A 26,920-nucleotide genomic window follows, 5' to 3' on the forward strand; every position below is an offset into this window, starting at 1 on the left:
CGCGGCAGCCCGGCCGACGGGCCTCTCACGCCCCCACCACCTGCCGCTCCAGCCACCGGACGTCCACCGTGAACGACCACGTCACGAGCACCACGGCCAGGGCGACCGCCACCTGCACCAGCACCTCGGGCCACACCGGGGCCATGCCGATCACGAGCGTCCCCGTCGTCGTCCCGCCCGCGATCCGCCGCCACGGCCGTGGCGGCAGCGGGCGCCGCCACGCCGGACGGACGACCTGCACCGCGAGGAAGACCGGGAGCAGCAGCCCGCCGACCAGCGCCCACGGCGCGAGCGGGACGACCGCCACCGACAGGACCAGTACGAGCAGCCCGTCGACGCCCGAGTCCAGCCGCGCCCCACGGTCGGTGACCGACCCGGTCCGGCGCGCGACATACCCGTCGAGGGCGTCCAGCGCCCAGGCCGGCACGGCCAGCGCCACCAGCGTCCACGCCCACGCGTCCCGCCCGTCGCCCCCCGCCCACGCGTCGCCGTCGACGAACCCGCGCAGGACGACCACCGCGAGGACGAGCACCAGCACGCCACGTCCGGCGGTGATCAGGTCGGCGGGCCGGGTCACCTCCGGCACGCTACCGGGGGCCGTCCGCCCGGCGCGGCCCGCGACGACCAGCCACAATGGCGGACATGGAGGCACGGGCGTACTGGACGGTCCCGCCGGGTCACGGCGAGGTCCGCACGGAGCAGCTCGCCCCGCCGGGGCCGGGCGAGGCGCTGGTGCGGGCGACGCTGTCCGCCGTCAGCCGGGGGACCGAGCTGCTCGTGCACCGCGGCGGCGTGCCCGAGGCCGTCGCGGAGCGGATGCGGGCGCCGTTCCAGGTAGGCGACCTGCCCGGGCCGGTCAAGTACGGCTACCTCTCCGTCGGCGTCGTCGAGGACGGGGAGCCGGACTGGGTCGGACTGCGCGTCTTCTGCCTGCACCCCCACCAGGACCGGTATGTCGTGCCCGTCACGGCCCTCACCCCCCTGCCCGACGACCTGCCGGACCGGCGGGCCGTCCTGCTCGGCACCCTGGAGACGGCCGTCAACGCGCTGTGGGACGGGCGGCCGCTCTACGGCGACCGGGTCGCCGTCGTCGGCGGCGGCATGGTCGGGGCCTGCGTGACCGCGCTGCTGGGCCGGATGCCGCTGACCCGGCTCGAGCTCGTCGACCCGGACCCGGAGCGGCGGGCGCTCGCGGCCGGCCTGGGCGCCGTCGGCGTGACGCCGGAGGAGGCGTCCGGCGACTGCGACCTCGTCCTCCACATCTCCGCCACGTCCGCCGGCCTGCAGCGGTCGCTGGAGCTGCTCGGCGACGAGGGGGAGGTCGTCGAGCTGTCCTGGTACGGCGACCGGACCGTCGCCGTCGACCTCGGCGCCGACTTCCACGCCCGCCGCCTCTCGGTCCGCGCCAGCCAGGTCAGCCGGGTCAGCCCGCACCGGGCCGCCCGGCGCGACCACGCCGACCGGCGGCAGGTGGCGGTCCGGGCCGCGACCGACGAACGGCTCGACGCGCTGCTCGCCGGGCCGACGCCGCTGGACGAGCTGCCCGCCCTCATGGACCGGCTGGCCGACGGGGCCCCCGGCCTGTGCCACCTGGTGTCCTACCCCTGAGCCCGCGCGCACGGCATACCCCCCGACCCCCGACCGCTAGGAGCCCGCGTTGTTCACCCTCACCGTCCGCGACCACGTCATGCTGGCCCACTCGCTGCCCGACCCGTTCTTCGGCCCGGCGCAGGGGTTGCACGGGGTGACCTACGTCGTCGAGGCGACCTTCGAGCGGCCCGACCTCGACGAGCACGGGGTGGTGATGGACATTGGCGCGGCGACCGAGGCGCTCAAGGGCGTGCTGGGGCGGATCGCCTACGGCAACCTCGACGAGATGGCGGAGTTCGCCGGGATGCTCACCACGACCGAGGTGATGGCCCGGTGGGTGGCCGACCGGCTGGCCGAGGCCGTCGGCACGACCGGGCCCGAGGCGCTGACGGTGACGCTGCGGGAGCACCCGGACGCGTGGGCGAGCTACCGCCGGAGCCTGACGGGGTGAGCCCGGGGCATGCGGCGTCGCTGACCTTCGTCGTGCCCGCGCGGCCGGCGGGGGAGCCCAGCGGCGGGGACCGGTATGACGCGCTCCTCGCCGCCGTGTGGCGGGCCCGGGGTCGCGAGGTGCACGTGGAGGCGGTGCCCGGGTCGTGGCCGCGGCCGACGGAGGAGGACCTGGCGGGGCTGGCGGACGTGCTGCTTGGGGCTCCCTCCGCTCCGGTGACCCATCGGTCGTCCCGACGACCGATGTGTCACGACAGCGAGGAGGGCGGTGGGCCCGTGCTGCTCGACGGGCTGGTCGGGTGCGCGGCGCCGGAGGTCGTGGAGCGGTGCGCCGCCCGACGGCCGACGACGGTGCTCGTGCACGCCGTGCTCTCGGAGGGGGCCGGGGCGAGCGGGGAGGACGCCGCGGCGATGGACCGGTCGGAGGCCCGGGCGCTGCGGGCCGCCGGCGCGGTCGTGGCGACGAGCCGCTTCGCGGCGGAGGACCTGCGGGGACGCTACGGGCTGGAGCAGGTGGCGGTCGCCGAGCCCGGCGCGGAGCCGGCCCCGCTCGCCGGGGGCACGCCGCCGCCGCGCGGTCCGCAGCTGCTGACCCTGGGGGCGGTCACGCCGGGAAAGAACCACGGCGTGCTGCTCGAGGCGTTGGCCCGGGTGCGCGACCTGCCGTGGACCGCGAGGTGCGTCGGCCCCGCCCCCGACCCCGAGCAGCTGGACCGGCTGCTCCGGCTGGCCGAGGGGCTCGGGCTGGCCGACCGGGTCGACTGGCCCGGGCCGATGACCGGCGAGGCGCTGGAGCGCACGTGGGCGGCGACCGACCTGCTCGTGCACCCCTCGAGGAGCGAGACCTACGGGATGGTCGTGGTCGAGGCGCACGCGCACGGCATACCCACGGTGGTGGCGGCCGGGACGGGCGCGGTCGAGGCGCTGGCGGGGGAGGCAGGCGTGGCGGGGCACCCGCCGGCGGGCGGTGCTCCCGGGACGGCCGTCGAGGTCGCCGGGCCGGAGCCGCTGGCGGAGGTGCTGCGGGAGTGGCTGACCGGCGCGGACCTGCGACGGACGTGGCGCGAGGCGGCGGTGTCGCGCCGGGGGCGGCTGCGCGGGTGGGACCGGACCGCCGAGCGGATGGACGCCGCACTCGCCAGACTGGGGCGATGACGACCGAGCCGGCGCAGCGGGCCAGCCCCGACTGGCTGGACCTGCGGTGGGCCGCCGACGCGGAGGCGCGGGACCGGGGGGCGACCGACCTGCTGGAGCGGCTGGTCGCCCACCTGCGCGGACCGGACCGCGACCAGGGGCCGGTGCGGGTCGTCGACGTCGGGGCCGGGACGGGGGCGAACCGGAGGTACCTGTCGCCGCGGCTGCCGGTCGAGCAGGAGTGGGTCTGCGTCGACCACGACCGGGAGCTGCTGGACCACCCCCGGCACGACGGCGCGCGCCGCATCCACTGCGGGCTGACGGACCTGCCCGCGGAGGTGGCGGGGCTCGGGGCCCCGGTCGGCCCTGCCGCGGTCGTGGTGGCCAACGCCGTGCTCGACGTGCTGACGACAGCCGACCTGGCCGCCCTCGCCGATTGCGTCGTCGCGACGGGAGGGATCGCGCTGCTGTCGCTGTCGGTCACCGGGCAGGTGCGCTGGGAGCCGCCCGACCCGGTCGACGACGTGCTCGCGCGGGCGTTCGACGACCACCAGCGGCGGGACGGCCGTCCGGGGCCGGACGGCCGGCACCGCGAGCTGCTGGCGCGCTGGCTCGAGGAGCGGGTCGAGGACGCCGCCGGGCAGGAGCCTGCGTCCGCCGAGGTGCTGCGCGAGTGGCAGGCCCGGCGTGCGGCGCAGATGGAGTCAGGCGCCCTGCGGGTCCTGGTCGACCACGTGGACCTGCTCGTCCTCGGCCGGGACTGGGCCGACGGAGCGCAGCGGGGGGCGTGAGGCCCAGCCCCGCCCCGTGGCCCCGCCCTCGGGTGCGTTGGTCGCGCCGTCCCTCAGCACGAACTCGGTGACGACGTCCTCGCCCAGCACCCACCGACGGGCGGCCGGCCGCAGCGCGTCGGCCAGCCGGTCGGTCCCGCCGACCCGCAGGCCGGGGACGCCGTCCCCGATGAGCACGGGGGCCGTGGTGAGGAAGAGCCGGTCGACGGCACCCGCCTCGACGAACGCCGAGACCAGCCGGCCGCCCCCCTCGACGAGCACCCGGGTCAGCCCGCGGGCGGCGAGCAGCTCCAGGACCTGGTGGGGCGCCATCGGGCCGTCGTCCTCCCAGCGAACGACCTCGACGTGGTCGGCGAGCCCGTCGGGGACCGCGACCTTCGGCCCGACCACCCACAGGGTCCGGGCGGCGCCGTCGGTGAGGGTGGCGGTGTCCCGCGGCAGGACGCCCCGCGGGTCGAGCACGACCCGGACGGGGTTGTCGCCGGGGACCGCGCGGACGGTGAGCCGGGCGTCGTCCGCGGCCACGGTCGCGGCGCCCACGACGACGGCGTCCACGAGCGCGCGCAGGCGGTGCAGGTGCTCGCGGTCGGCGTCGCCGGTGACGTACTCCGCGTCGCCGGTCCGGCTGGCGATGAACCCGTCGATGCTCTGCCCGAGCTGCGCGAGCACCAGGGGCTCCGGGCGGCCGCCGGCGACCAGTGGACCGTAGCGGTCGGCCAGCACCCCGTCCGAGGGCACCCGGCCGGCCCGCAGCAGCTCCCACTCGTCGAGGGCGTCCCGGTCGTGGCCCATCCGCTCGCGCTTGGTCTCCAGGTAGCGCTGGTTCTCCGGCCGGGTCGGCACGATGAGCGGCCGCCGCTCCTCGATGGTGATGCCGAGGCCGGTCAGCGCCTGCTCCTTGGCCGGGTTGGACGACAGGAGGCGCACCGACCGCACGCCGAGGTCGGCGAGCATCGCGGCGGACTGGTCGTAGGTCCGGGCGTCGGCCGGGTGCCCGAGGCGCAGGTTGGCGTCGACGGTGTCGACCCCGGCGTCCTGCAGCTCGTAGGCACGCAGCTTCTCGGCCAGGCCGATGCCGCGCCCCTCGTGCCCGCGGACGTAGACCACCGCGCCGCGGCCCTCCTGCGCGATGAGGTGCAGCGCGTGCTGGAGCTGCTCGCCGCAGTCGCACCGCCGCGAGCCCAGGGCGTCCCCGGTGAGGCACTCGGAGTGGACGCGCACGAGCGGGGCCGGGGCGTCCACGGGGTCGTCGTCGTGGATGCCGACGCTGACGACGACGTGCTCCTCGCCGGTGTCGTCCCGGTAGGCCGTCATCCGGAAGGTCCCGTGCCGGGTGGGCAGCACGGTGTCCGCCATGCGCTCGATCATGGCGAAGCGGTCCTCGGAGACGGGATCCATCGACATCCCGCCAGTATCTCGCGAGGCCGGGGGCGGCTCACGCCGGACCGGCCCCCGGGGTATGCAGCAGCTCCCCCAGGTCGGCGACCACGGCCCGGGCGCCGGCCGCCAGGAGGTCGGCGCGTCGCTGCGCGTCCTGGGCCACGCCGACGACCGGGACCCCGGCGGCGGCGCCGGCCAGGACGTCGGTGACCGAGTCGCCGAGGAAGACGGAGGGCAGCTGCACCGGAACCTGGGCCAGCGCCCGCAGGAGCAGGTCGGGGGCGGGCTTGAGGTCGTCGGTGCGGCCGGCCGTGCGGCCGTGCACCCCGTGGAGCCGGGCGGTCAGCCCCGGGACGTGCCGGTCGAGCACGGCGGCGACGACGCCCGGGTCGTTGTTGGTGACGACGAAGACACGGGCCGACCGGGCCAGCGCCTCGTCGAGGAACTCCAGGGCCCCCGGCTGGAGCGGGGCCGTCCGCGCGGCCTCGAGCTCGAGCCGGGTCACCACGTCGGCGGCGTCGCCAGCGACCTGCGGCGCGTGCTCGCCGATCATCCGCAGCACCTGCACGTGGTCCGGCTCGTCCCCCAGCACCGGGGCGAGGTGGGCACCGGCGCGCTCCACGGCATACCGGCGCAGGTCCGCCGACACCTCCAGCCAGGTGGTGCCGGGGAAGATCCGGGCGAGGGGCCCGTCGAAGTCGACGAGCAGCACGTCGGCGCCGTCGACGAGGGCCCGAGCACGGTCGTTCTGGGGGTTCGTCACCCCGTCGAGACTAGACGGGCGGGTCCGTGCCGGGCCGGTGCGCAACGGGGTCAAGGGGGCGTTCGGATCCGGTCAAGGTTCGGCCAAGAGCTCTTGAGCTACGCGCGGGTAGCCGATGGGTTGGTCGGACCCCACCATCGTCGAAGGAGACCCGATGAGACACCGCACGTCGCTCACCGCCAGCCTGTCCGCCGTCGCCCTCGTGGGTGCCGCCGCCGCAGCAGCGCCCCTGGCAGCCACGGCCGTCCCGGTCAACTCGCACTGCGGGCTCGAGCCGGGGAACAACAACGACGCCTTCGTGAACCACGACCAGCTGAGCAAGGAGCTGGACCGGATCGAGCGCACCTCGAAGGGGGCCGTAGACGTCGAGGTCGCCGGCTACAGCAACGAGGGCAGGGAGATCTACCAGGCCAGGGTCGGCACGGGCGACACCGTGATCCTGGTCCAGAGCCAGATCCACGGCAACGAGAACCACGGCACCGAGGCGCTGCTCAGCCTGCTGAAGGAGTTCGGCGGCAACACCGCGGAGGCCGCGATGATCCGGGAGAACGTCACGATCGTGGCCATCCCCCGGCTCAACGTGGACGGCGGTGAGAACGACACCCGGCAGAACGCCATGAGCTGGGACGACGTGCTCGCAGCCTTCCCGCAGCTGGAGGGCGTGGAGCCTGCCTGGAACTACCGGGAGTCGGTCCCTGGCTTCGACGTCAACCGCGACTTCAACCCCGATCTGGACTACGTGCCCCAGCCGGAGGACTTCCCGGGGAGCAGCGCCGACACCGGGTGGTACATCACCCCCGAGGCGCAGACCGTCCGCGACGTCTATGGAGGCCTGGAGGACGAGTTCGGGACCGTCGACTACTTCGTCGACCTGCACAACCAGTGGTCCTGCTACTCGCAGGAGGGGACGAACAACATGTCGCCGCTGTCGATCTCGGGCCGGTTCATCGCGGACCCGACCGAGTTCGGCGACTGGCCGGAGTTCGACTACGACGCCTCCCGACGTGCCAACGTGGCGGTCTACGACGCGCTCCAGGGTCAGGGGAACTCCGGCCTCGGCCACCTGACGCTCTACCCGCAGGACATCAACCTGCCGGGCACCGCGCTGGGGTCCTTCGCCCTCCGCGGCAGCGCCACCGTGCTCTTCGAGACGTCGAGCCAGACGCAGTACGACGGGCAGAAGCGCAACGGCTTCCTGACCAAGCAGGTCGAGATCGGGCTCAAGGGCCTGGTCACGGCGGTCGCCGACGGCTCGATCGCGGACCTCGACCCGGACGACTACGAGGAGATCCCGACCCGGGTCTTCGAGGCCCCCGACGACCGGCGTCCGAGCAACTGACCGGTCGGACCGACTGGAGCAGGACCCGCGTTGCTGCTGTGCGGCGCGGGTCCTGCTCGTTGTCTCGGCTGGCCGGACGGCATCCTGTGCGTGACACGCCGGGACGGCCTGTGCAAGAACCGTGCCCCAGCGCGCGACACGCCGCAGCGGTGGCTGCACGGTGCGCGACACGCCGGGACGGGGGTGGCAGACGCCCGAGCGGCCGGCTGCACAGTGCGCGACACGCCGGGAGGCCGGAGGGCGACCCAGCCGATAGCGTCTGACCCCATGATCCGGTTCGAGGACGTCACCAAGAGGTATGCCGACGGCACCGTCGCCGTCGACGACCTGTCGCTGGAGGTGCCGCGCGGCGGGATCACCGTCCTCGTCGGGCCGTCCGGCTGCGGCAAGACCACGAGCCTGCGGATGATCAACCGGATGGTCGAGCCCACCTCGGGGCGGATCCTGCTCGAGGGCGAGGACATCTCGCGGCGACCGGCGGCCCAGCTGCGGCGGCACATCGGCTACGTCATCCAGCACGCCGGCCTCTTCCCCCACCGCACCGTGCTGGCCAACGTCATGACCGTGCCGCGGCTGCTCGGCTGGGACCGCGGGAAGGCGCGCGCGGCGGCGATCGAGGCGATCGAGAAGGTCGGCCTCACCCAGGACCAGGCCAAGCGCTACCCCGCGCAGCTCTCCGGCGGCCAGCAGCAGCGCGTCGGGGTCGCCCGGGCGCTCGCCGGCGACCCCACCGTGGTGCTCATGGACGAGCCGTTCAGCGCGGTCGACCCGATCGTCCGCGGCGACCTGCAGGCCGAGGTCCGCCGCCTGCAGCAGGACCTGGGGATCACGATCGTCATGGTCACCCACGACATCGACGAGGCGCTCACGCTGGGCGACAAGATCGCGGTGATGGGCTACGGCGGGCACCTGGCCCAGTTCGCCTCCCCGGCCGAGCTGCTGGCCGAGCCGGCCGACGACTTCGTCGCGGACTTCGTCGGCAAGGACCGCGGCTACCGGGCGCTGAGCTTCGCCGCCCCCGACGTGCCCGTGCGGCAGGAGCGGACGGTGCGCGTGGGCGAGAGCGTAGCGGCCGGGTCCGGCTGGGTGCTGGTCGCCGACGAGGAGGGTATGCCGCAGGGCTGGGTCGACGTCGCCGGCTGGGGCGGTCCGGTGCCGGCCGAGAAGGTCCGGCGGTTCGGCACCGTCGCCGAGGCCGGCGCGAGCGCCCGGACGCTGCTGGACGCGGCGCTGTCCTCGCCGAGCGGCCGCGGCGTGGTCGTCGAGGACGGGCACCTGGTGGGCACGGTGACCGCCGACGAGGTGCTGGCCGCCATGCGCCGGGAGGGCCACGTGGCCACCCCGCCGGGCAGGCCGGGGGAGACCCCGTGATCGGCGGCGTCGCCTGGGAGACGCTGGGCCAGCTCACGCTGCGCCATCTCTACCTGGCGGGGGTGCCGCTGCTGCTCGGGCTGCTCGTCAGCCTGCCCCTGGGGTGGCTGGCCGCGCGCAGCCGCTGGCTGCAGACCCCTGTCGTGGCCGGCACCTCGCTGCTCTACACGATCCCCTCGCTGGCGCTGTTCATCATGCTGCCGCTGATCCTGGGCACCCGGATCCTCGACGACGCCAACGTGCTGGTCGCGATGACCCTCTACACGGTCGCCCTGCTGACCCGCACGGTCGCCGACGGGTTCGGCTCGGTGCCGGGGCACGTGCGTCAGGCCGCGACCGCGATGGGCTACGGCGAGCTGCGCCGGGTCGTGTCGGTCGACCTGCCGCTGGCGGTGCCGGTCATCACCGCGGGCCTGCGGGTCGCCGCGGTCAGCAACGTCTCGATCGTCTCCATCGCCGCCCTCATCGGCGTCAGCCAGCTGGGGATGCTGTTCACCGACGGGTTCAACCGCAACGCCATGGGCCCGATCGTCGTCGGGGTGCTCGCCTGCGTGGTGCTGGCGGTGACCCTCGACGCGGCGATCGCCGGTCTGTCCAAAGTGCTGACCCCCTGGCTGCGGAGCGGGGCGGGCGCATGATCGGCCAGACCTTCCAGTGGCTCCTGGACCCGGCGAACTGGACCGGCCAGGGCGGCATCCTCGCCCAGTCGCTGGCCCACCTGCGCTACTCCTTCCTCGCCCTCCTGGCGGCCGCGGCCGTCGCCGTCCCGATCGGCCTGTGGGTCGGGCACACCGGGCGGCTGCGCTGGCTGGCCGTCAACCTCACCGGCGCCTTCCGGGCCATCCCCTCGCTCGGTGTGCTGTTCATCGCCGTGCTGCTCCTCCTGCCCCGTCTGCGCGGGGAGTGGGCCTACGAGGCGCCCGCGCTCATCGTCCTCGTGCTCCTGGCGATCCCGCCGATCCTGTCGGGCACCTACGCCGGCGTCCAGGCCACCGACCCGGCGGCCCGGGACGCAGCCCGCGGGATGGGGATGACCGGCGCCCAGGTGCTCCGCCAGGTCGAGGTGCCCGGCGCGCTGCCGCTCATCATGTCCGGGCTGCGGTCGGCGATGCTGCAGATCATCGGCACGGCCACCATCGCCGCGATCGTGGGGCTGGGCGGGCTGGGCCGGTTCCTCATCGACGGCCAGGCCAGCCGCGACTACGCGATGATGGCCGGCGGCTCGATCGCCGTCGCCGCCCTGGCGCTCCTGGTCGACCAGGTCCTGGCGCTCGTCCAGCGGGCCGCCGTCTCGCCGGGGCTGCGCCACGCCTCCGCCGGATAGCCACAATGGCCCCATGAGATCTGTCATCTGGGACCTCGGCGGCACCCTCGTCGACAGCTACCCCGACGTCGACCGGGCGCTGGCCGTCGCCGTCCACGGCGAGGACGCGGTGGGCGAGGACGAGCTGCGCGAGGTCGCCGGGCTCACCCGCGTCTCCAGCGGCCACGCGATCGAGACGCTGGCCCGCCGGCACGGCGTCCCCGAGACCCGGCTGCGCACGGCATACGAGAGGACCAAGGAGACCTGGCGCACCGACCCGCCTCCGGCCGTGGCCGGGGCGCACGAGGTGCTGGCCGCGGTGACGGCGGCCGGCGGGCTCAACCTCGTCGCGACCCACCGCGACCGGGAGAGCGCGACCCAGCTGCTGCGCACCCTCGGCCTGGACGTGGACGACATGGTCTGCGCCCCCGACGGCTTCGCCCGCAAGCCCGACCCGGAGATGCCGCTGGAGCTGCTGCGCCGCCACGGGCTCGACGCCGACGACGTCCTGGCCGTCGGCGACCGTCCCGGCGACGTGGCGGCGGCGCTCGCGGCCGGGGTCCCCGGCGTGCTGCTGGAGACGCCCGAGATCCCGCTGGACGCCCCGGACGCCCGCCGGATCACCGACCTGCGCGAGGTCCTCGGGCTCCTGGGGCTCCCCGCCTGAGGAGCCGCGCGGAGCCTGCTGTGGCAGGCTGGTTCCCGACATCCACCACCGGGGAGGAACCCTGATGAAGCGCAGCTCGATCCTTGCCCTGACCGTCGCCGCCCTGGTCCCGCTGAGCGCCTGCGGCGGCGGCGGAGACCCGCTGGACGCCGAGACCTCCGAGAGCGAGGGCTCGGCCGAGGACGGCGGGTCGACCGACGACGACGGCTCGACGGACGACGGGGCCGCGGGGGGTGGCGACGTCGGTGAGGTTGTCGTCGGCTCGGCCAACTTCCCCGAGAACGTCCTGCTCGCGGAGATCTACGCCGCCGCGCTCTCCGACGCCGGCGTCGAGGTGTCCACCACGCTCAACATCGGCAGCCGCGAGACCTACATGGCCGGCCTGGAGGACGGGTCGATCGACCTCATCCCGGAGTACACCGGCGGCCTGGCCACCTACCTCAACCCGGAGATCACCGTGACCTCCTCCGAGGAGGTCCTCGCCGAGGCGCAGGAGAACCTCCCCGAGGGCCTGCAGCTGCTGCAGATCAGCGAGGCCGAGGACAAGGACTCCCTCGTCGTCACCAGCGAGACCGCCGACGAGCTCGGGCTGACCTCCATCGCCGACCTCGAGCCGCACGCCGGGGACCTGGTGCTCGGCGGGCCGCCGGAGTTCGAGTCGCGGCCCAACGGCGTCGACGGCCTGCGTGAGGTCTACGGGCTGGAGTTCGCACAGTTCCGCTCGCTGTCGGCCGGGGCCACCCTGACCGTCCAGTCCCTGGTCAACGGCCAGGTCGACGTGGCCAACATCTTCACCACCGACCCGGCGATCGAGGAGAACGACCTCGTCGTGCTCGAGGACCCCGAGTCGCTCTTCGCCGCGCAGAACGTCGTGCCGCTCATCAGCACCGAGAAGGTCAACGGCACGGTCGAGGAGGCGCTCAACGAGGTCTCCGACGCGCTGACGACCGAGAACCTCACCGAGATGATGGTCCAGGTCGTCACCGAGGGCCAGGACCCGGCCGAGGTGGCCCGCGAGTTCCTCGACGAGAACCTCTGACCCGACGGTGAACCCGGTTCGTGAGGTCGTCGACGAGCTCCGCGACTTCGTCGAGGCGGCGCTGGTCAAGCCGGTCCCCGGCCGGTCCGAGGACCCGCCGGAGGTCGTCCGGCGCCGCCGCGTGGTCGTCGTCCTCACCCTGGCCGTCGGCGCCGTCCTGCTGTGGTGGTCGTTGTCGCTGCCCCCGGGCGACCCGACGTTCTACTACGGCACGGCGGTCCTCGCGGTCGTGTGGGCCGGGGGAGCCTTCGCCTCGGGCCCGCTGCGCCGCGGCCGCGCCAACACCCGCGAGGGCACCCGCTACGTCGTCCCGGTCGTCCAGCCCATCGCCCTCGGCCTGCTGCTGCTGGCGTTCTTCCTCGCCGGGGCGCTGCTCGTCTCACGGGTCCCGCTGCTCGCCGAGCCCGTGGAGGGCCTGCTCGACCACGCCCGCGCCGGGGTGCTGTGGGTGGTCCTGGTCATCACCGTCTTCAACGGGGTCGCCGAGGAACTCTTCTTCCGCGGTGCCCTCTACGCCGCCCTGCCCCGGCACTGGGCGGTCGTCGGCAACGTCGTCGTGTATGCCGTGGTGACGGTCGCCGTCGGCGTGCCCCTCCTCGTCCTCGCCGCCGTGCTCATCGGGGTCGTGTGCTCCCTCCAGCGCCGGGTCACCGGCGGCGTGCTGGCCCCGATCATCACCCACATCACCTGGTCCGCCGGCATGCTGCTCCTCCTGCCACCCCTGATGTCCCTGCTGCGCTGACACCGCATACCCCCTCCTCCCACCTGGAGTCCCGATGACCGAGCCCGCCGCACCCGCCCCGACCGACCTCGACGCCGACCTGCTCGGCGGACCGCCCGGACCCGGCTCCCTCGCGCTCGTCACGGGGGCGACCGGCTACATCGGCGGCCTGCTCGTGCCGCGGCTGCTCGACGCCGGCTACCGCGTCCGCGTGCTGACCCGCTCGGCCGCCCGGCTGACCGAGGACTGGGCCGACCGGGTCGAGGTCGTCGAGGGCGACGCCCAGGACGCCGACGACGTGGGCCGGGCGATGGAGGGGGTGGCGGTCGCCTACTACCTGCTCCACTCGATGGACGGGGAGGGCGACTTCCGTGAGCGGGACCGGCGGATGGCCCGCACGTTCGCCTCGGCGGCGCTGACGGCGGGCGTCTCGCGGCTGGTCTACCTCTCCGGCCTGCACCCCGACGGCGAGCTGTCCTCGCACCTGGCCTCGCGGGTCGAGGTCGGTGAGATCCTGCTCGACTCCGGCGTCCCGACCGCCGTGCTGCAGGCGGCCGTGGTCATCGGCGAGGGGTCGGTGAGCTTCCAGATGCTGCGCTACCTCACCGGTCGGCTGCCGGCCATGGTCGCGCCGAAGTGGCTGCACAACCGCATCCAGCCGATCGCGATCGACGACGTCCTGCACTACCTCGTCGGCGCGGCCTCCCTGCCGGCGGACGTCGACCGGACCTTCGACATCGGCGGGCCCGACGTGCTGACCTACGAGGAGATGATGCAGGCGTTCGCGCAGGTCAACGGGATGCGGCGGCGGTTCATCGTCACGCTGCCGGTGCTGACGCCGTGGCTGGCGGGGCACTGGGTCGGCCTGGTGACCCCGGTGTCTGCGGGGGTGGGCAAGCCGCTGGTCGGCTCGCTCGTGCACGAGGTGGTCTGCAAGGAGGACGACATCCTCGAGCTGGTCGGCGAGCCCGAGGGCGGCCGCACGCCCTACCGCGAGGCGGTGCGGCTGGCGATGGCCGACGCCTCGCCGGACCCGGTCCGCGAGATCGGCCCGAAGGTCGCGGCCGGGGTCGGGGCGGGTATGGGGCTGCTCGCCCTCGGGAAGGTGCTCGCCCGGCGGAGGTGACGCCGGGGCCGGCGGCTCAGCGCAGCTCGGCGACCATCGAACGAGCGGCCTCGACGACGCCGCCCTCGAGACGGGTCGCGCCGAGCTCCTCGGGCCAGTCCGTCCCGCAGCCGCGGCCGCCGACGTAGATCGCCGGCGGGTCCGGGGTGCGGGCGAGCACCTCGACGAGGACCCGGGCGCTCGCGTCGTCGCTGGCGACCGGGACCGACACGGTGACCGCCGCCGGCCGCAGCTGCTCGACCGCGTGCGTCCAGCTGGTGACCGGCAGGTCGCGGCCGAGGTAGCGCACGTCGGCGCCCAGGCGGCGCAGGCACGTGGCCAGGGCGAGAGAGCCGAGCTCGTGCATGGCGCCGGGAGGCAGGCCGACGATGACGACGGGTCCGCCGTCCTGTGGGCCGGCCGCCTCGAAGGCCCTGCTCAGCCGCCGGTGGACGGCGGCGCTGACGAAGTGCTCGCCGCCCACGTCGATGAGGCCGTCCGCCCAGGCCTTGCCCAGGCGGGCCAGCGCCGGGGTCAGCCAGCGCTCGAAGACGAGCTCGAAGGAGCCGACGGAGAACGCCTGGTCGAGCGTCCGGTCCAGGCTGATGCGGTCGAGGGAGCGCGCGGGCGGGATGAGCGCCTCGACCGGGGGCAGGCCGGTCGAGGACAGGTCCAGGGTGACCCAGCCGTCACGGCGGGACGCGCCGTCGTCGGACGTCGGGGTCGAAGTCTGCCCGTCGTCGGGGTGTGCGGCCTCGTCGCGACCGGAGGACTGTTCGCCGCCGCGGCCGGGGGAGCCTGCGCGGACGAGGGAGACGGTGCCGTCGCGGCCGGTGATGGCGCGGAGGTCGCGGACCTGCTCGGCGGCGAGGGAGGCCGGGGTGCCGGCCTGGACCAGCTCGGCCATCTTGCGGAGGCGGGCCACGTCGACGTCGTCGTAGAGGCGGTAGCGCGACTCGCTGCGCCCGGGCTCGACGACGCCGTAGCGGCGCTCCCACGCACGGAGCCGGTCGGCCGCGACGCCGGTGAGTCCGCTGACCTGCTTGACCGTGTAGCGGACCGTCATGGCACCTCCTGGGTTCGGTTCCGGGGTCGACCTGCGGGGTGGTGGTGCCCCAGCCTAGCCCGAGGGTTGGACGGAGGCTGGACAGTCAGGTCGGTCGTGCGGGGCGGACGCACCGAGGGCCCGGAGCATGGTGCTCCGGGCCCTGGGCGCGGACCGTGCGGGGATCGGTACCAGGCGTCAGTTGCACCAGGGGTAGACGAAGAGGCTGTCGTCGCCGGCGCGGTGGTCGGCGAGGACGACCGACAGGGGCAGGACCTCGGGCAGGCCCGAGATGTCGGCGCCCTCACGGACGGTGACGCCCACGGAGACGGCCGCCGCGATGGGCAAGCCCTCCTTGGCCACGGTGGAGAACAGGCCCACCTCCTTGAGGGTGGCGATCCCGGCCTGCATGCAGGCGGTGTCGGGCTTGCCCGCGGGGGCGGCGCTGGCGGCGGGCGCCGCCAGGGCGGTGAGGGCGAGGGCGGTGGCGGTGGCAAGGCCGGCGATCTTCTTCATGGGGTTCCTCCTGGTGTGTGGGGGTCGGCGTCGACCCGGTGATCCCAGAATGAACCTGTCCACGAAGGTTTGTCAAGTGTTTGTCTAAAGACGGTTCAATGGCTGTGGCCCCAGGCCGGGAACCGTCGGTGTCGCCCGGATGAACGCAGGGGGAAGACAAGCGGGCGGTCGGCGGGTACGGTCGTCGTTGGCTCGGGGACGGGGTACCGTGCGACGGTCCCCCACGAACAGCATCAGGGAGAAGATCCAGCAATGAAGCGAACTCTCGCCCTCGCGCTCGCCGCGGTGACGGCCACCTCCATGGTCGGCGCCACCGCGGTCGCAGCGCCCAGCGACAAGGCCAACGAGAAGGCCCACACCGCCCCCCACGGCAAGGCCAAGGGGCACGACAAGGCCGACAACCCCAACAAGGGCCCGGGCAGCAACAACGGCAAGAAGGGCACGCCCCCCGGCCAGATGGTCGACGTGCAACTGCTGCACACCAGCGACTTCCACGGCCGGATCCAGCACGCCCCCCAGCTCGGGGCCCTGACGTACGAGCTGCGGGCCGAGGCCGGCGACCGCAACTCGGTGACCGTCTCGTCCGGCGACAACATCGGAGGATCCACCTTCGAGTCCGGCCTGTTCCACGACGAGCCGACCATCGACGTCCTGAACGAGCTGGGTCTCGACGCGGCCTCCGTGGGCAACCACGAGTTCGACGAGGGGGTCGACGAGCTCATGCGCATGGTGCACGGTGGCAACCACCCGGAGGACGGGCAGTACCTCGAGACCCCCTACCAGGGCGCGGACTTCCCGTACCTCGCAGCCAACGTCGTCTGGAAGGACTCCGGGGAGACCATCCTGCCCCCCTACCACGTCGAGCGCATCCAGGGTGTGGAGGTCGCCTTCATCGGGATCGTCACGTCCACCACGCCTGCCCTGGTCTCCCCTTCCGGGGTCGCCGCCGTCGACTTCCTCGACGAGGCCGAGACCATCAACGCCTACGCCGAGGAGCTGCAGGCCCAGGGAATCGACGCCATCTTCGTCACCATGCACGAGGGTGGTTACGCCGGGGATTACCCGGATGTCATCACGACGGAGTCCGTGAACGCAGGCTGCGACGGTCTCTCTGGTGCGGTGCTCGACATCAACGAGGCAGTGACTCCGGCCGTGGACGGGCTGCTCACCGGGCACACCCACGCCGCCTACATCTGCGACCTGCCCGACCCGGACGGCGTTCTCCGTCCGGTGACGAGTTCGGGCGACTACGCGCGCGTCCTGACCGAGATCGACCTGCAGGTCGACCGTCGAAGCGGCGACGTGGTCCGGGACTCGGTCGACGCCACGAACCACGTCGTCGACCTCGAGGGGGTGGGTGACCCGGCCATTCAGTCGATCGTGGACAAGTGGATGGCCCTCTCCGACGTCTTCGCCGCGCAGGTGGTGGGGACGGTGGCCGAGGACATCACAGGCGACTCCAACAGCAGCCGTGCGACTGAGACGCCGATGGCGGACCTCATCGCCGACGTCATCCTCTGGGGCACCCAGGACGCCGAGTCGGACGTCGCGTTCATGAACGTCGGAGGAGTTCGCAGCGAGCTCCTCGTCGACGAGATCAGCGCGGGCGAGGCCCCCGGGGAGATCACCTACGCGGAGGCCTACGACGTGGCCCCCTTCGGCAACCTTCTGGTCACGCTGGAGATGACCGGTGCCCAGATCGAGGAGGTCCTCAACCAGCAGTACCAGCCGATCGACGACCGCGGGACGCGACCCATGCTGGCCCTCGGGGTCTCCGAAGGGTTCAGCTACACCTGGAACCCCGACACCATGTCCGTCGTTGAGGGCTCGATGTATCTGCACGGTGAACCGATCGACCTCGATGCCACCTACCGTGTGGGCACCCTCAACTTCCTGGCGGAGGGTGGGGACTCGTTCACCGCCTTCACCGAGGGCACCCTGGTCGCCGGCGGTCCGGAGGACCTGGCAAACCTGGTCGCCTACCTCGAGGCCCACCCCGACCTCGAGGCACCGGAGGACCGCGTCAACGGGCTGTGACCCGCTGAGCGGCCGCCGGCCGAAGTAACGCACGACGACGGACGGGCCATCCCCTCGGGGGTGGCCCGTCCGCCGTCTCCGGCGACCCCTGGATGGGGCCCATGTGGCAGGTGGGACTCGCGCCGGTGACTGGTTGGTCACAGGAGGGCAAAGAGGGTGCGAACCCTCTGGTCAGCGGGCCGACGGCGGCATAGAGTTGCCTCGACGCGGGCCCCCGTGACGGGTCTCGTGCAGGTCGTCAGTGGTGACAGGAAGCAGAGCAGCGATGTCAGCAGCAGGGGGATCCCGCCGGAGCACGGTGGCCGCAGCCGCCCGGTGGAGTGCGACGGCCCTGCTCGCCGGCGCCCTGGCCCTCGGGGGTTCGCCGGCCCTGGCCAACCCCGAGCCCGTGCCCGTGGATCCCCAGGGCGGTGCCCCCGCCCAGCCGGCGGATCCCGGCGTAGCCACCGCGCCGCCTGCCGACCAGGGCACCACGGAACCCGCCCCCGCTCCGGCGCCCGTCTCCCCGCCGCCCACGGCCACCGGCTACGTGCCCAACGGCAACGCGGGCGGGCCGGCCGTCTTCTCCCCGGTCCCGGCCGACCCGGCCGTGGTCCCGCAGCCGCCGGTCAACGAGGCGCTGCCGGTCGAGGTCGACGAGCGCGGTCCGTTCGCCCAGCAGGTCTCCTGCGACCCGGTCGACCGCCCCGGGGTGGTCGCCTTCGCGCTGCTCGTGACCGGCCACTACGACCGGCCCACGTGGTTCGGCTCCCGGCCCTGCATCGACTACGCCAGCTTCCACCACGACGGCCGCGGCCTGGACTGGCCGCTCAACGCCTTCGACCCGGCCGACCGGCAGATCGCCGACTCGGTCATCGTGTGGCTCACCGACAACGACGGCGAGATGGCCGACCGGTTCGGCCTGGAGTACCTCATCTGGAACGGCCTCATCTGGCACGGCGACGGCCGCGGATGGCAGTTCTACACCGGCACCCCGCACACCGACCACATCCACTTCTCGTTCACCTGGGACGGTGCCCAGATGCGCACCTCGTGGTGGACGGGCGTCGCCGTGACCGAGCCCGACCTGGGCCCGTGCGACGTGGTCCCGGGACAGTACGCCCCGCTGCACCAGCTGCCCCGCGTCACCGCGTGCGAGCAGGGTGCGCTGACGGCGGCGCCGGCCACGGGTATGCAGCGCGTGCGCCCCGGGGAGTCCGGCGGCGGCGTGGCGATGCTCCAGGAGCAGCTCGGGCTCCCGGTCAGCGGCGTGCTCGACGACCGCACCCGGACCGAGCTCATCGCCTGGCAGACCGAGCACGACCTGCCCGTGACCGGCATCGCCGACGACTTCACCTACGCCGCGCTGCTCGGCTGGGAGCTGGGCGAGCTGCCCGCGACGGTCCGACCCCCCGAGCGGGCCGACTGGCAGACCACGGCCTTCACGCCCCACCTGCGCACCACCCTCGCCCAGGGCGACACCGGCGAGGCCGTCACGGTCCTCCAGGAGTTCCTCGGCGTCGAGACGGACGGCAGTTTCGGCCCGATCACCGCGGCCGCGCTGGCCGAGTGGGAGGCGACCGTGCCCGTGCTGCAGGCCCAGGCCGACCGCCGGGCCGAGGACGCCGCCGTGGTCACCCCGCTGACCTGGCTGACCGCCGAGCGTACCGCGCATCCGACCTCCGCCGTGCGGGACCTGGAGCTGGAGCAGGGCGACCTCGACCGGGTCGCCGACCCGGACGGCACCCTCCGGCCCGAGGGCGACCACGCCGGGGGCGCCGTGGCCCTGCTCCAGGGGCTGCTCGACCTGGAGACCGACGGCAGCTTCGGCCCGATGACCGCCGAGGCGGTCCGGCAGGTCCAGCAGGCGGCCGGCCTGGAGGTCACCGGCGTCGTCGACGGTCCCACCTGGGTCGCGGTCGAGCAGGTCGCCCTGGAGGCCGGCACCGTCGAGGGTGCGCCCGGTGCCGCGGCGGCCCGCGAGCGGCGGGAGGCCGAGCGCGCCGCCGAGGAGCAGGCGGCGGCCGAGCACGACGCCTCCGTCGCCGCGGCCGACTGACGCAGGCGCCGAAGCGCACGCGCGCCGCATACCTGACGGTGGGCGCCGCTAGTCTGATCCCCATGGCGCGCCCCCACATCGCTGCCCGGCTGGAGGACTCCGTCCGCGCCCGGGTCGGGTCGTCCCTGGTGAAGCGCGGGTGGCAGCAGCGGCTGTTCGGCTACACCGGCTACGCCAGCACCGAGCGGGCCCGCGTGTTCGCCCGGGTCGTCCTGTCGCGCCACGACCCGCACGAACGCACCGCGCTGACCCACGCGCAGGACTCGCTGCTCGACATCGCCCAGCGGGGCTGGCGCGTCTTCCTCACCGCCCCCGAGGTCGGTGCCGAGGTCGTCGTCCGGATGGGGCGGGCCACGGTCACCACAACCAGCGACCGGGGCGGCTACGTCGACGTCGAGGTGCCCGGCCACGGGCTGGCCCCGGGCTGGCACGACGCGAGCGTCTCCCTGCCCAACGGCGACTCGGTGACGGTGTCCGTCCACGTCGTCGACCCGGAGGCCGAGGTGGGGCTGGTCAGCGACATCGACGACACGGTGATGATCACCCACCTTCCACGTATCCTCATCGCCGGCTGGAACACCTTCGTCCGCTCGGAGATGGTGCGCGAGCGGGTGCCCGGGATGGGCTCGATGTACCGCGCGCTGGTCGCCGAGGACCCGCGGATGCCGCTGTTCTACCTGTCCACGGGCGCCTGGAACACCGCCCCGGCGCTGACCCGCTTCCTGCGCCGGCACGACTACCCCGTGGGCCCGATGCTGCTGACCGACTGGGGGCCGACGAACACCGGGTGGTTCCGCTCCGGGCAGGAGCACAAGGAGCGCGAGCTGCGCCGGCTGGTCGAGGAGTTCCCGCACATCCGCTGGATCCTCGTCGGCGACGACGGCCAGCACGACCCCGTCATCTACGGCACCCTGGCGGCCGAGCACCCGGACGCGGTCGAGGCGATCTGCATCCGCGAGCTGACCCCCGCCGAGCAGGTGCTCTCCAGCGGTCTGCCGGTGGCCACCGACGAGCTGCTGGGCAAGCGGGCCAAGGCCCCGATGCTCAAGGCGCCCAACGGCTACGGCCTGCACCAGCTGCTCGTCGCGGCCCGCCAGCACCGCCGGGAGGTCGACGGGCCGGCCACGCCCGACCCGGGCAGCGGGCTGGCCGCCGTCCCGGACGCCGAGGTGGAGGAGGGCGAGGATGCCTGAGCTGCCCGAGGTGCAGGCCCTCGTGGACTTCCTCGGCGGTCGTGCCGTCGGCCGGGTCGTCACCGACGTCGAGCTGGGCTCGATCGCGGTGCTCAAGACCTTCGACCCGCCGCCGGACTCGCTCGTGGGCCGCCCGGTCGACGGGGTGCACCGGCACGGCAAGTTTGTCGACCTCGACGTCGACGGCACCCACCTGGTCTTCCACCTGGCCCGGGCGGGCTGGCTGCGGTGGTACGAGCAGGTCCCCGCCACCCGCGTCCGCCCCGGGAAGTCCCCGATCGCCCTGCGCGTCCGGCTCGACGACGACTCCGGCTTCGACCTCACCGAGGCGGGCACGCGCAAGGGCCTGGCGGCGTATGTCGTGCCCGACCCCTCCGCGGTCCCCGGCATCGCCTCCCTCGGGCCGGACCCGCTGGCCGACGACTTCGGGCCCGAGCAGTTCGCCGCGCTCCTCGAGGGCCGGCGCACCCAGGTCAAGGGGCTGCTGCGCGACCAGTCGGTGCTGGCGGGCGTGGGCAACGCCTACTCCGACGAGGTCCTTCACGCTGCCCGGCTGTCGCCCTTCGCGATCGCCGCCACGCTCACCGAGGAGGAGGTGGCCCGGCTCTACGAGGCGCTGCGCACGACGCTGAACGCCGCGGTGATGGCCGCGGAGGGGCGGCCCGCCGCCGAGCTCAAGGACGCCAAGCGGGCCGGGATGAACGTCCACGGGCGCACGGGCGAGGCGTGCCCCGTCTGCGGGGACACGGTGCGGGAGGTCTCCTTCGCCGACCGTTCGCTGCAGTACTGCCCCACCTGCCAGACCGGTGGCAAGGAGCTGGCCGACCGGCGGATGTCCCGGCTGCTGCGGTAGCGGGGGGGGGGGGGTTCCCGCTGCGGTGGAGCCCGGTCGGTCGCGGTGGGAGGATGGCCCACATGAGCGAGATCCCCACCGTCTCCGTCGACGAGATCCCCGACGACGCCCTCGTGGTGGACGTGCGCGAGCACGACGAGTTCGCCGCCGGGCACGCGCCCGGTGCCATCCACCTGCCCATGGGTGACGTGCCCGCGCGGCTGGACGAGGTGCCGATCACCGACGAGTCGCTGCCCGTCATCTGCCGCACCGGCAGCCGCTCGGGCCGTACCGTGCAGTGGCTGGTCATGCAGGGGTTCGACGTGGTCAACGTCGACGGGGGCATGCAGGCCTGGAAGCGTCAGGGCAAGGCGATGGCCGCCGAGGGCGACGGGGAGCCCACCGTCCTCTGACGGGGGGCCCGTCAGGACGGCGGGGTGAAGATCCGGGCCTGCCAGCCGAACTCCCGGGCCGCCTCGACGTTGTGCGGCCGGTCGTCGGTGAAGCGCACCTGCTCCCGCCCGACCGTGCGCCCGAGGCGACGTTCGATCTCGGCGTGCGCGACCGCATACGCCTCGGGGTCGGGCTTGGCCACGCCCAGGTCGCAGGCGTTGATCAGGGCGGGCACCAGGTGGCCCAGGCCGATGTGCTCCAGCTCCTCGGGCACCCGGTCGGTGCCGTTGGTGAAGACGAACACCGGCGTCCCGGCGGCGCAGAGCCGGTCGACCAGCTCGGTCGTCGGGGCGACCGGGGTGCCCCGGTCCTCGACCCAGACGGTCATCAGCCGCTCGACCGCGGGCGGATGGTGACCGTCGTCCAGCAGCCTGGTCTCGAGGGCCTGCACCCACTCCGCGTGCGTGCAGCGCCCGGTGAGCATGGCCATCGCCTCGTCGATGCCGAAGGCAACCTCGAGCAGGCCCTCCAGGTCGGTGCCCAGCTCGGCGGCGGCGCGGCCGACGTGGCCCTCGGTGTCGAAGTCGCGCAGCACCCCGTCCAGGTCGAGCACCGCCACCTCGGCGCGCTCGAGGAAGGTGGCCACCCGCCACGGGACGGCCCGCACGACCCGTGCCACGACGACGTCCGTCAGCCGGACGACCGCCCGGCCACGGCGCGTGTCGAGGACCAGGGTCTGCCCGTCGCGCCCCACGAGGTGTCCCACGACGTCGCTGGCCCGCCCGTCGGCCAGTCGGTGGCGGACGGTGAGGCGCTCCCCGAGCGGGACCCGGGAGAGGTCTTCTGGGCGCATCTGTCCCACTCTAGCCGGGTGGCTAGAGGGGAGGAGACGGTGCGAGCGAGCGCCGCCTCTGCTTCTCTCTGCGTGTCTCTGCCTCCCACGCTAGAGAACGGCATACGGTCCGATGGTGGATCCGATCCGAAACCCCTACGCCCCCGGCGCCGGCCAGCGCCCGCCCGAGCTCGCCGGCCGCGACGAGCAGCTCCAACGATTCCAGGTCGTGCTCGAACGCATCCAGCGGGGCCGACCCGAGCGCTCGATGATCCTCACCGGGCTGCGTGGGGTGGGCAAGACCGTCCTGCTCAACGCGCTGCGGAGCACGGCCGTGCGGGCGCGGTGGGGGACCGGCAAGTACGAGGCGCGGCCCGACCAGGGCATGCGCCGGCCGATGGCGGCCGCCCTCCACGTGGCCGTGCGCGAGCTGGGCCACCCCAGGGGCGAGGAGCTCGACCACGTCCTGGGCGTCATCAAGGCGTTCGCGCAGAAGGACCAGCCCGGCGCCAAGCTGCGCGATCGGTGGAACCCCGGCATCGACGTCCCTGCGATCAGCGGCCGGGCCGACTCCGGTGACATCGAGATCGACCTCGTCGAGCTGTTCACCGACGTCGGCGGTCTGGCCGCGGACGTCGGCAAGGGCGTGGCCGTCTTCATCGACGAGATGCAGGACCTGGCGCCCGAGGACGTCTCGGCCGTCTGCGCGGCCTGCCACGAGCTGAGCCAGTCGGCGCTGCCGGTCATCGTCGTCGGGGCCGGGCTGCCGCACCTGCCGGCGGTGCTGTCGGCGAGCAAGTCCTACTCCGAGCGGCTGTTCCGCTACAACCGGATCGACCGGCTCTCCCGCGAGGAGGCGGTCCGCGCGCTGCAGAACCCCGCCGCGGACGAGGACGCCGAGTGGGCGCAGGACGCTCTCGAGGCGATGTATGCCGCGACCGGCGGCTACCCCTACTTCATCCAGGCCTACGGCAAGGAGGTCTGGGACCTGGCCCCGCGGTCGCCGATCACCGCCGAGGACGTGCGGGTCGCCGCGCCCGACGCCGAGGAGGAGCTGGCGGTGGGCTTCTTCGGCTCGCGCTACGAGCGGGCGACTCCGGGGGAGCGGGAGTACCTGCGGGCCATGGCCGACCTGGCCGCCCAGCAGGTCGAGGCCGGTCAGGAGGTGGACGAGGTCGGCTCGGTGGCCACCGCCGACATCGCCGCCCACCTGGGCCGCAAGCCGCAGTCGCTGTCGCCGGCCCGGGACGCCCTGCTCAAGAAGGGGCTGATCTACAGCGGCGAGCGGGGCCGGATCGCGTTCACCGTGCCGCACTTCGGGAGGTACCTGCGGGCCCAGGCCTGAGGTGTCCGCGTGGCGGAGGGAGGGTCCAGAGGCTTGCCGGTGAGCTCGGATGCGCTAGACAGAGCGGCCAGTCCCGCGGTGGTCCGGGCCGCCGCGGAGCTCAGGCGAGCAGGGAGCCGATCCCGGCGATCACCGCCTGCTCGACCCCACCAGCCCCGTAGCGGAAGTGGGCCGCCCAGCCGTAGGCCGCCATGCTTCCCGCCGCGACAGCCGGGAAGTCGGCGGCCCAGCCGCCCTCGTAACTACCGTTGGGCATGGTAGGCGGGAAGAACTCGTTGCTCGGGATGTAGCAGGGGAGCTCATCGGCGTAGCCCCCCACCCACAGCCGCTCGGCGCCTCCGTGGCGTGCGCGGAAGTAGACCGCATACCCGCTGACGAGCTCACCGGAGGTGAAGAGGAGCCGAAGAGGATCCGCTCCACCGAAGGTCCAGAGGCGGGCGAGGAAAGGGACGGTGGTGCTGATGTTGCCCGTGTCGATTCGCGCGATCATGATCTCGGCGTGTCGCTGGTAGTAGGCCGGTTGGCCCTCCAGGTTCTTCAGCCGCTCCACGAAGGCGTTGCGGAAGTTGGCGAGCGTCGTTGCGTCCGTCGAGATCTCCAGGGGGAGGGGAATCTCGGTGAGCTGGGTTCGGACCGGCCCATCCACGGGCCGGCCGCGCCGTGCTACGGCCTCCAGCACGGTCGCCCCCAACCTGGCTCCGAGGGCGTCGGCGCTGTCGAGACCCGTGATGCCGAGCGGGCCCTGGTCGCCGGCGGCTCCGAGCAGGAAGAGGCCGATGCACCCAGGGTAGGCCGCCTCGATCTCGGCACAGGCACCTCCCGGGTAGTCGGGGTCGAACTGTGAGCGCAGTCCTCCGGCCGTCGGGTGGGCCGCGTACCCGAAGACCACTGCACGGGGGTCGCCCTGGGCGGAACGGGCGACCATCACGGGCACGGCCGTCTCGACGTAGGACAGTCCGCGGCGGTTGTACGCGAAGGTCTCGGTGGCCACGGTGTAGTCGAGAGTCACCGGTGTCCGGTCTGCGAGGAGGGCGGTGCGGACGAGGTCGACGACCGTGTCCTCGAGCCAGGAGCTGTAGGCCTGGATCCCGGCCAGGTCCACCAGTCCGTAAGTGGCGAACGGGTGGAGGTAGTCGACCACGACGGGCCCGTTGTGGGTGTGGGTCGCTGCGATCATGACGTCCGCATCCGCCCAGGCCGCCAGTTCACGCAACCGGGGACGCAGTCGCTGGTTCATCGACCGGGGGAGGCCGAGGATGTCGAGGCTGACCACGGCTACAGGCCGTTCATCGTCCCAGAGGACGACACATCGGGCCATGAGGGGTCTGCGTGGCTCGTCCGTGCTGACCGAACGGGGGGTCGTCTGGCTCCCGTACCCCGCCAGGTAGCGATTCGTGCCCGGCGCGGGGGTGATGTCGACCGCACTTGTCGACAGGGCGAAGCTCACCAGGTCCCTCCTTCAGGTTCGCCACCGATTATGCTGGATCGACCGAGTCCACGGGAAGGAGCGCCGTTGTCCAGGCCAGCTGCCGTGCTCGCAGCGGCCGCCGTAGGGGTCGCGCTCGCGCTCCCCGTGCACGCGGTTTCGGCGCCGGCACCGGTCGCTGCGTCCGTGACAGACGTCCGCGGGACGGTCACCGACCCTCGAGGGCAGGTCTGGGTCGCGGACTCGAAGGCAGGTTTCTGCAGGCTCACCGCAACGACCTCTGGGACGATAGAGGAGATGACGTGCCTCGGCGGCGCAGACGCCGGGTCGTCCGTTGGCCTGCCGGGAGTTCCGGCCGGGTTCGACACCGACCCGGAGAGCCCTGGCCTGGAAGTGGTCCTCATTCCCGACCGGAGCGCGCCCCTCATCGTCCGTGCCCGGTGGGATGCTGCCGCCGGTTCCTATCGTCCCGCTGGGGACCTGACCGTCCTGGACGACCTCGTGCGGCCGTCGGCCGTCGTCGCAGCGGCCGACGGTGGCGCCTACGTCGTGATGGAGAACGCCCGCACCGTGCTCCGCATCGACGACCCGGGAGCCGAACAGCCACATGTCCGTACCGTCGGGTTCACGACGTCGCCGGGTGCTCGCTCGGTCGCCTTCGCCGAGGAGCCCACCGAGGCCGGTCGTCTCTACCTGGCCGAGTCCGACGGCGTGACCGTCCTCGACCTGCCTCCACAGGGACGCCGCGGCACGGAGGAGACGGGGCCAGCCGTCGAGGTGTCCGACTCCTCGGCACTGCTGCTGTCCGATGTGACCGGCGAGCTCCTGGTCGGTACGTCGGGAAGGGGCCCGGGGCGCGACGTCGTCGAACGGGTCGACCTCGGTTCGGGAGCAGTTGACAGGGAGTGGCTCACCGGGCAGACGAACGTCTCGGGGCTGGGGTGGTTCGACAGCAAGGTCCTGGTCGCGTCGGACTCCGATCCTGCGACACCAGGCTCGGGGGCGATCCACGCCGTTCCGCTGGGCCTCAAGATCGTCGGGGGCCCGACGCTCGCGGATGGATCCGTCGCCCCCGACCCAGGCTGGACCAATGACCCCACGCCGACCTTCACCATCCGCACGGACGGCCTTGCTGTCGAGTGCGCGGTGAGCGGCGCCGGCGAGGAGCCCGTCTGGGTGGAGTGCGGCGGTGAGTCCTTCACCTCGGCGGCGCTCGTCGACGGGAGCTACGACTTCGCCCTTCGGCAGGTGGATGGGTCGGAGACGGTACGCGTGGCCTTCGCCGTCGACACCACCCCGCCGGCACCTCCCCGCATCACTTCGCCGGCGCCGGGTGGGAGCGTTCCCGAACGGGTAGTTCTGGACGCGCAGGTCGAGGACGGCACGACCACCGAGTACGCCGTGGATGGCGAGTTCGCGCCGACGTCGCTGCCCGTCACGCTGCGCCTGCCGCCCGGTGAGCAGACGGTCCGGGTCAGGTCGGTCGACCGGGCGAAGAACACAAGTCCTCCGGCTCAGGTCACCTTCATGGTCAGTGGCACACGTGCGCGGCTGGACTTCAACGGTGATGGCGTTGCCGACGTGATGGGGCGTGACTCGGTCGGGCGTCT

General features: G+C 73.5%; 25 protein-coding genes and 1 pseudogene. 19 read left to right on the forward strand and 7 right to left on the reverse strand.

Translation table 11 applies throughout. The features are described from left to right. Positions 1 to 25: 25 nt before the first annotated feature. Positions 26 to 577, reverse strand: coding sequence for a CDP-alcohol phosphatidyltransferase family protein (locus tag FJR00_RS04875; protein ID WP_181409496.1), 552 nt, complete (start codon positions 575 to 577; stop codon positions 26 to 28). A 65-nt stretch (positions 578 to 642) separates the two neighbouring features. Between FJR00_RS04875 and FJR00_RS04880 the strand changes: the two genes are divergently transcribed. The 4 genes from FJR00_RS04880 to FJR00_RS04895 are packed head-to-tail and all read left to right on the forward strand — an operon-like array spanning position 643 to position 3,965. Continuing rightward, a complete protein-coding gene (locus tag FJR00_RS04880; RefSeq protein WP_202876592.1) occupies positions 643 to 1,608 on the forward strand; it encodes a zinc-dependent alcohol dehydrogenase in 966 nt (321 codons plus the stop codon). Positions 1,609 to 1,657: 49 nt separating this feature from the next. Beyond that, entirely contained in the window at positions 1,658 to 2,041 is a 384-nt protein-coding gene (locus FJR00_RS04885; RefSeq protein WP_141337715.1) for a 6-pyruvoyl trahydropterin synthase family protein, read from the forward strand. Beyond that, positions 2,038 to 3,195, forward strand: coding sequence for a glycosyltransferase family 4 protein (locus FJR00_RS04890; protein WP_141337716.1), 1,158 nt, complete (start codon positions 2,038 to 2,040; stop codon positions 3,193 to 3,195). The genes FJR00_RS04885 and FJR00_RS04890 overlap by 4 nt, the downstream gene beginning before the upstream one ends. Continuing rightward, a complete protein-coding gene (locus FJR00_RS04895; protein WP_141337717.1) occupies positions 3,192 to 3,965 on the forward strand; it encodes an SAM-dependent methyltransferase in 774 nt (257 codons plus the stop codon). The genes FJR00_RS04890 and FJR00_RS04895 overlap by 4 nt, the downstream gene beginning before the upstream one ends. Here FJR00_RS04895 and ribA read toward each other — a convergent pair. After that, the gene (gene ribA, locus FJR00_RS04900) at positions 3,879 to 5,369 is read right to left on the reverse strand and encodes a GTP cyclohydrolase II (protein WP_238330307.1); all 1,491 of its coding nucleotides are present in this window, start codon (positions 5,367 to 5,369) and stop codon (positions 3,879 to 3,881) included. The genes FJR00_RS04895 and ribA overlap by 87 nt on opposite strands. 31 nt (positions 5,370 to 5,400) lie before the next feature. After that, positions 5,401 to 6,108 (reverse strand): HAD family hydrolase, encoded by a 708-nt coding sequence (locus FJR00_RS04905; protein ID WP_141337718.1) that lies wholly within the window; start codon positions 6,106 to 6,108, stop codon positions 5,401 to 5,403. A gap of 154 nt (positions 6,109 to 6,262) precedes the next feature. Here FJR00_RS04905 and FJR00_RS04910 point away from each other — a divergent pair, with 154 nt between their 5' ends. The 8 genes from FJR00_RS04910 (at position 6,263) to FJR00_RS04945 (ending at position 13,674) form a co-directional block, all read left to right on the forward strand. Then, on the forward strand, positions 6,263 to 7,447 hold the full coding sequence (locus FJR00_RS04910) for a M14 family zinc carboxypeptidase (RefSeq protein ID WP_141337719.1): 1,185 nt from the start codon (positions 6,263 to 6,265) through the stop codon (positions 7,445 to 7,447). Between the two features lie 267 nt (positions 7,448 to 7,714). Next, a complete protein-coding gene (locus FJR00_RS04915) occupies positions 7,715 to 8,818 on the forward strand; it encodes an ABC transporter ATP-binding protein (RefSeq protein WP_141337720.1) in 1,104 nt (367 codons plus the stop codon). After that, on the forward strand, positions 8,815 to 9,456 hold the full coding sequence (locus FJR00_RS04920) for an ABC transporter permease (protein WP_141337721.1): 642 nt from the start codon (positions 8,815 to 8,817) through the stop codon (positions 9,454 to 9,456). Before FJR00_RS04915 ends, FJR00_RS04920 begins: the two co-directional genes overlap by 4 nt. Continuing rightward, on the forward strand, positions 9,453 to 10,142 hold the full coding sequence (locus FJR00_RS04925; RefSeq protein ID WP_075957904.1) for an ABC transporter permease: 690 nt from the start codon (positions 9,453 to 9,455) through the stop codon (positions 10,140 to 10,142). Before FJR00_RS04920 ends, FJR00_RS04925 begins: the two co-directional genes overlap by 4 nt. A gap of 13 nt (positions 10,143 to 10,155) precedes the next feature. Beyond that, the gene (locus tag FJR00_RS04930) at positions 10,156 to 10,788 is read left to right on the forward strand and encodes an HAD-IA family hydrolase (protein ID WP_141337722.1); all 633 of its coding nucleotides are present in this window, start codon (positions 10,156 to 10,158) and stop codon (positions 10,786 to 10,788) included. A gap of 64 nt (positions 10,789 to 10,852) precedes the next feature. Continuing rightward, complete coding sequence (locus FJR00_RS04935) at positions 10,853 to 11,827, forward strand: ABC transporter substrate-binding protein (RefSeq protein ID WP_141337723.1); 975 nt, start codon at positions 10,853 to 10,855, stop codon at positions 11,825 to 11,827. 7 nt (positions 11,828 to 11,834) lie between these two features. Then, positions 11,835 to 12,569, forward strand: coding sequence for a CPBP family intramembrane glutamic endopeptidase (locus tag FJR00_RS04940; RefSeq protein ID WP_141337724.1), 735 nt, complete (start codon positions 11,835 to 11,837; stop codon positions 12,567 to 12,569). Positions 12,570 to 12,603: 34 nt separating this feature from the next. Then, complete coding sequence (locus FJR00_RS04945) at positions 12,604 to 13,674, forward strand: NAD(P)H-binding protein (protein WP_141337725.1); 1,071 nt, start codon at positions 12,604 to 12,606, stop codon at positions 13,672 to 13,674. Positions 13,675 to 13,690: 16 nt separating this feature from the next. On the opposite strand, the gene FJR00_RS04950 is transcribed toward FJR00_RS04945, so the two are convergent. Together FJR00_RS04950 and FJR00_RS04955 are read right to left on the reverse strand one after the other, a co-directional pair. Then, positions 13,691 to 14,719 carry a MerR family transcriptional regulator gene (locus FJR00_RS04950; protein WP_141337726.1) on the reverse strand — a complete coding sequence of 343 codons (1,029 nt, stop codon included), beginning with the start codon at positions 14,717 to 14,719 and terminating at the stop codon, positions 13,691 to 13,693. Positions 14,720 to 14,896: 177 nt separating this feature from the next. Further along, the gene (locus FJR00_RS04955) at positions 14,897 to 15,214 is read right to left on the reverse strand and encodes a hypothetical protein (RefSeq protein WP_141337727.1); all 318 of its coding nucleotides are present in this window, start codon (positions 15,212 to 15,214) and stop codon (positions 14,897 to 14,899) included. Between the two features lie 252 nt (positions 15,215 to 15,466). Here FJR00_RS04955 and FJR00_RS04960 point away from each other — a divergent pair, with 252 nt between their 5' ends. The 5 genes from FJR00_RS04960 to FJR00_RS04980 all read left to right on the forward strand — a co-directional run bounded on the left by FJR00_RS04960 (position 15,467) and on the right by FJR00_RS04980 (position 21,727). Further along, positions 15,467 to 17,251, forward strand: a complete 1,785-nt coding sequence (locus FJR00_RS04960; protein ID WP_141337728.1) for a bifunctional metallophosphatase/5'-nucleotidase — start codon at positions 15,467 to 15,469, stop codon at positions 17,249 to 17,251. A 265-nt stretch (positions 17,252 to 17,516) separates the two neighbouring features. Continuing rightward, positions 17,517 to 19,289: a peptidoglycan-binding domain-containing protein gene (locus FJR00_RS04965; RefSeq protein ID WP_141337729.1), complete on the forward strand. Its 1,773-nt coding sequence runs from the start codon at positions 17,517 to 17,519 to the stop codon at positions 19,287 to 19,289. Positions 19,290 to 19,351: 62 nt separating this feature from the next. After that, positions 19,352 to 20,482: an App1 family protein gene (locus tag FJR00_RS04970; RefSeq protein WP_141337730.1), complete on the forward strand. Its 1,131-nt coding sequence runs from the start codon at positions 19,352 to 19,354 to the stop codon at positions 20,480 to 20,482. After that, positions 20,475 to 21,335 carry an Fpg/Nei family DNA glycosylase gene (locus tag FJR00_RS04975; protein WP_141337731.1) on the forward strand — a complete coding sequence of 287 codons (861 nt, stop codon included), beginning with the start codon at positions 20,475 to 20,477 and terminating at the stop codon, positions 21,333 to 21,335. Before FJR00_RS04970 ends, FJR00_RS04975 begins: the two co-directional genes overlap by 8 nt. A 62-nt stretch (positions 21,336 to 21,397) precedes the next feature. After that, on the forward strand, positions 21,398 to 21,727 hold the full coding sequence (locus tag FJR00_RS04980; RefSeq protein ID WP_083664087.1) for a rhodanese-like domain-containing protein: 330 nt from the start codon (positions 21,398 to 21,400) through the stop codon (positions 21,725 to 21,727). Positions 21,728 to 21,738: 11 nt separating this feature from the next. Here the strand turns inward: FJR00_RS04980 and FJR00_RS04985 are convergent, their stop codons facing one another. Then, positions 21,739 to 22,560: an HAD family hydrolase gene (locus FJR00_RS04985; protein ID WP_141337732.1), complete on the reverse strand. Its 822-nt coding sequence runs from the start codon at positions 22,558 to 22,560 to the stop codon at positions 21,739 to 21,741. Between the two features lie 115 nt (positions 22,561 to 22,675). Between FJR00_RS04985 and FJR00_RS04990 the strand changes: the two genes are divergently transcribed. After that, positions 22,676 to 23,884, forward strand: coding sequence for an ATP-binding protein (locus FJR00_RS04990; protein WP_075957922.1), 1,209 nt, complete (start codon positions 22,676 to 22,678; stop codon positions 23,882 to 23,884). A 100-nt stretch (positions 23,885 to 23,984) separates the two neighbouring features. On the opposite strand, the gene FJR00_RS04995 is transcribed toward FJR00_RS04990, so the two are convergent. Further along, a complete protein-coding gene (locus FJR00_RS04995; RefSeq protein ID WP_141337733.1) occupies positions 23,985 to 25,061 on the reverse strand; it encodes a hypothetical protein in 1,077 nt (358 codons plus the stop codon). Between the two features lie 546 nt (positions 25,062 to 25,607). Here FJR00_RS04995 and FJR00_RS05000 point away from each other — a divergent pair. Next, positions 25,608 to 26,920 (forward strand): annotated as a pseudogene (locus FJR00_RS05000) (hypothetical protein); the annotation flags it as partial.

It is taken from the genome of Ornithinimicrobium kibberense, from assembly GCF_006519705.1.
Lineage (GTDB): Bacteria > Actinomycetota > Actinomycetes > Actinomycetales > Dermatophilaceae > Ornithinicoccus > Ornithinicoccus kibberensis.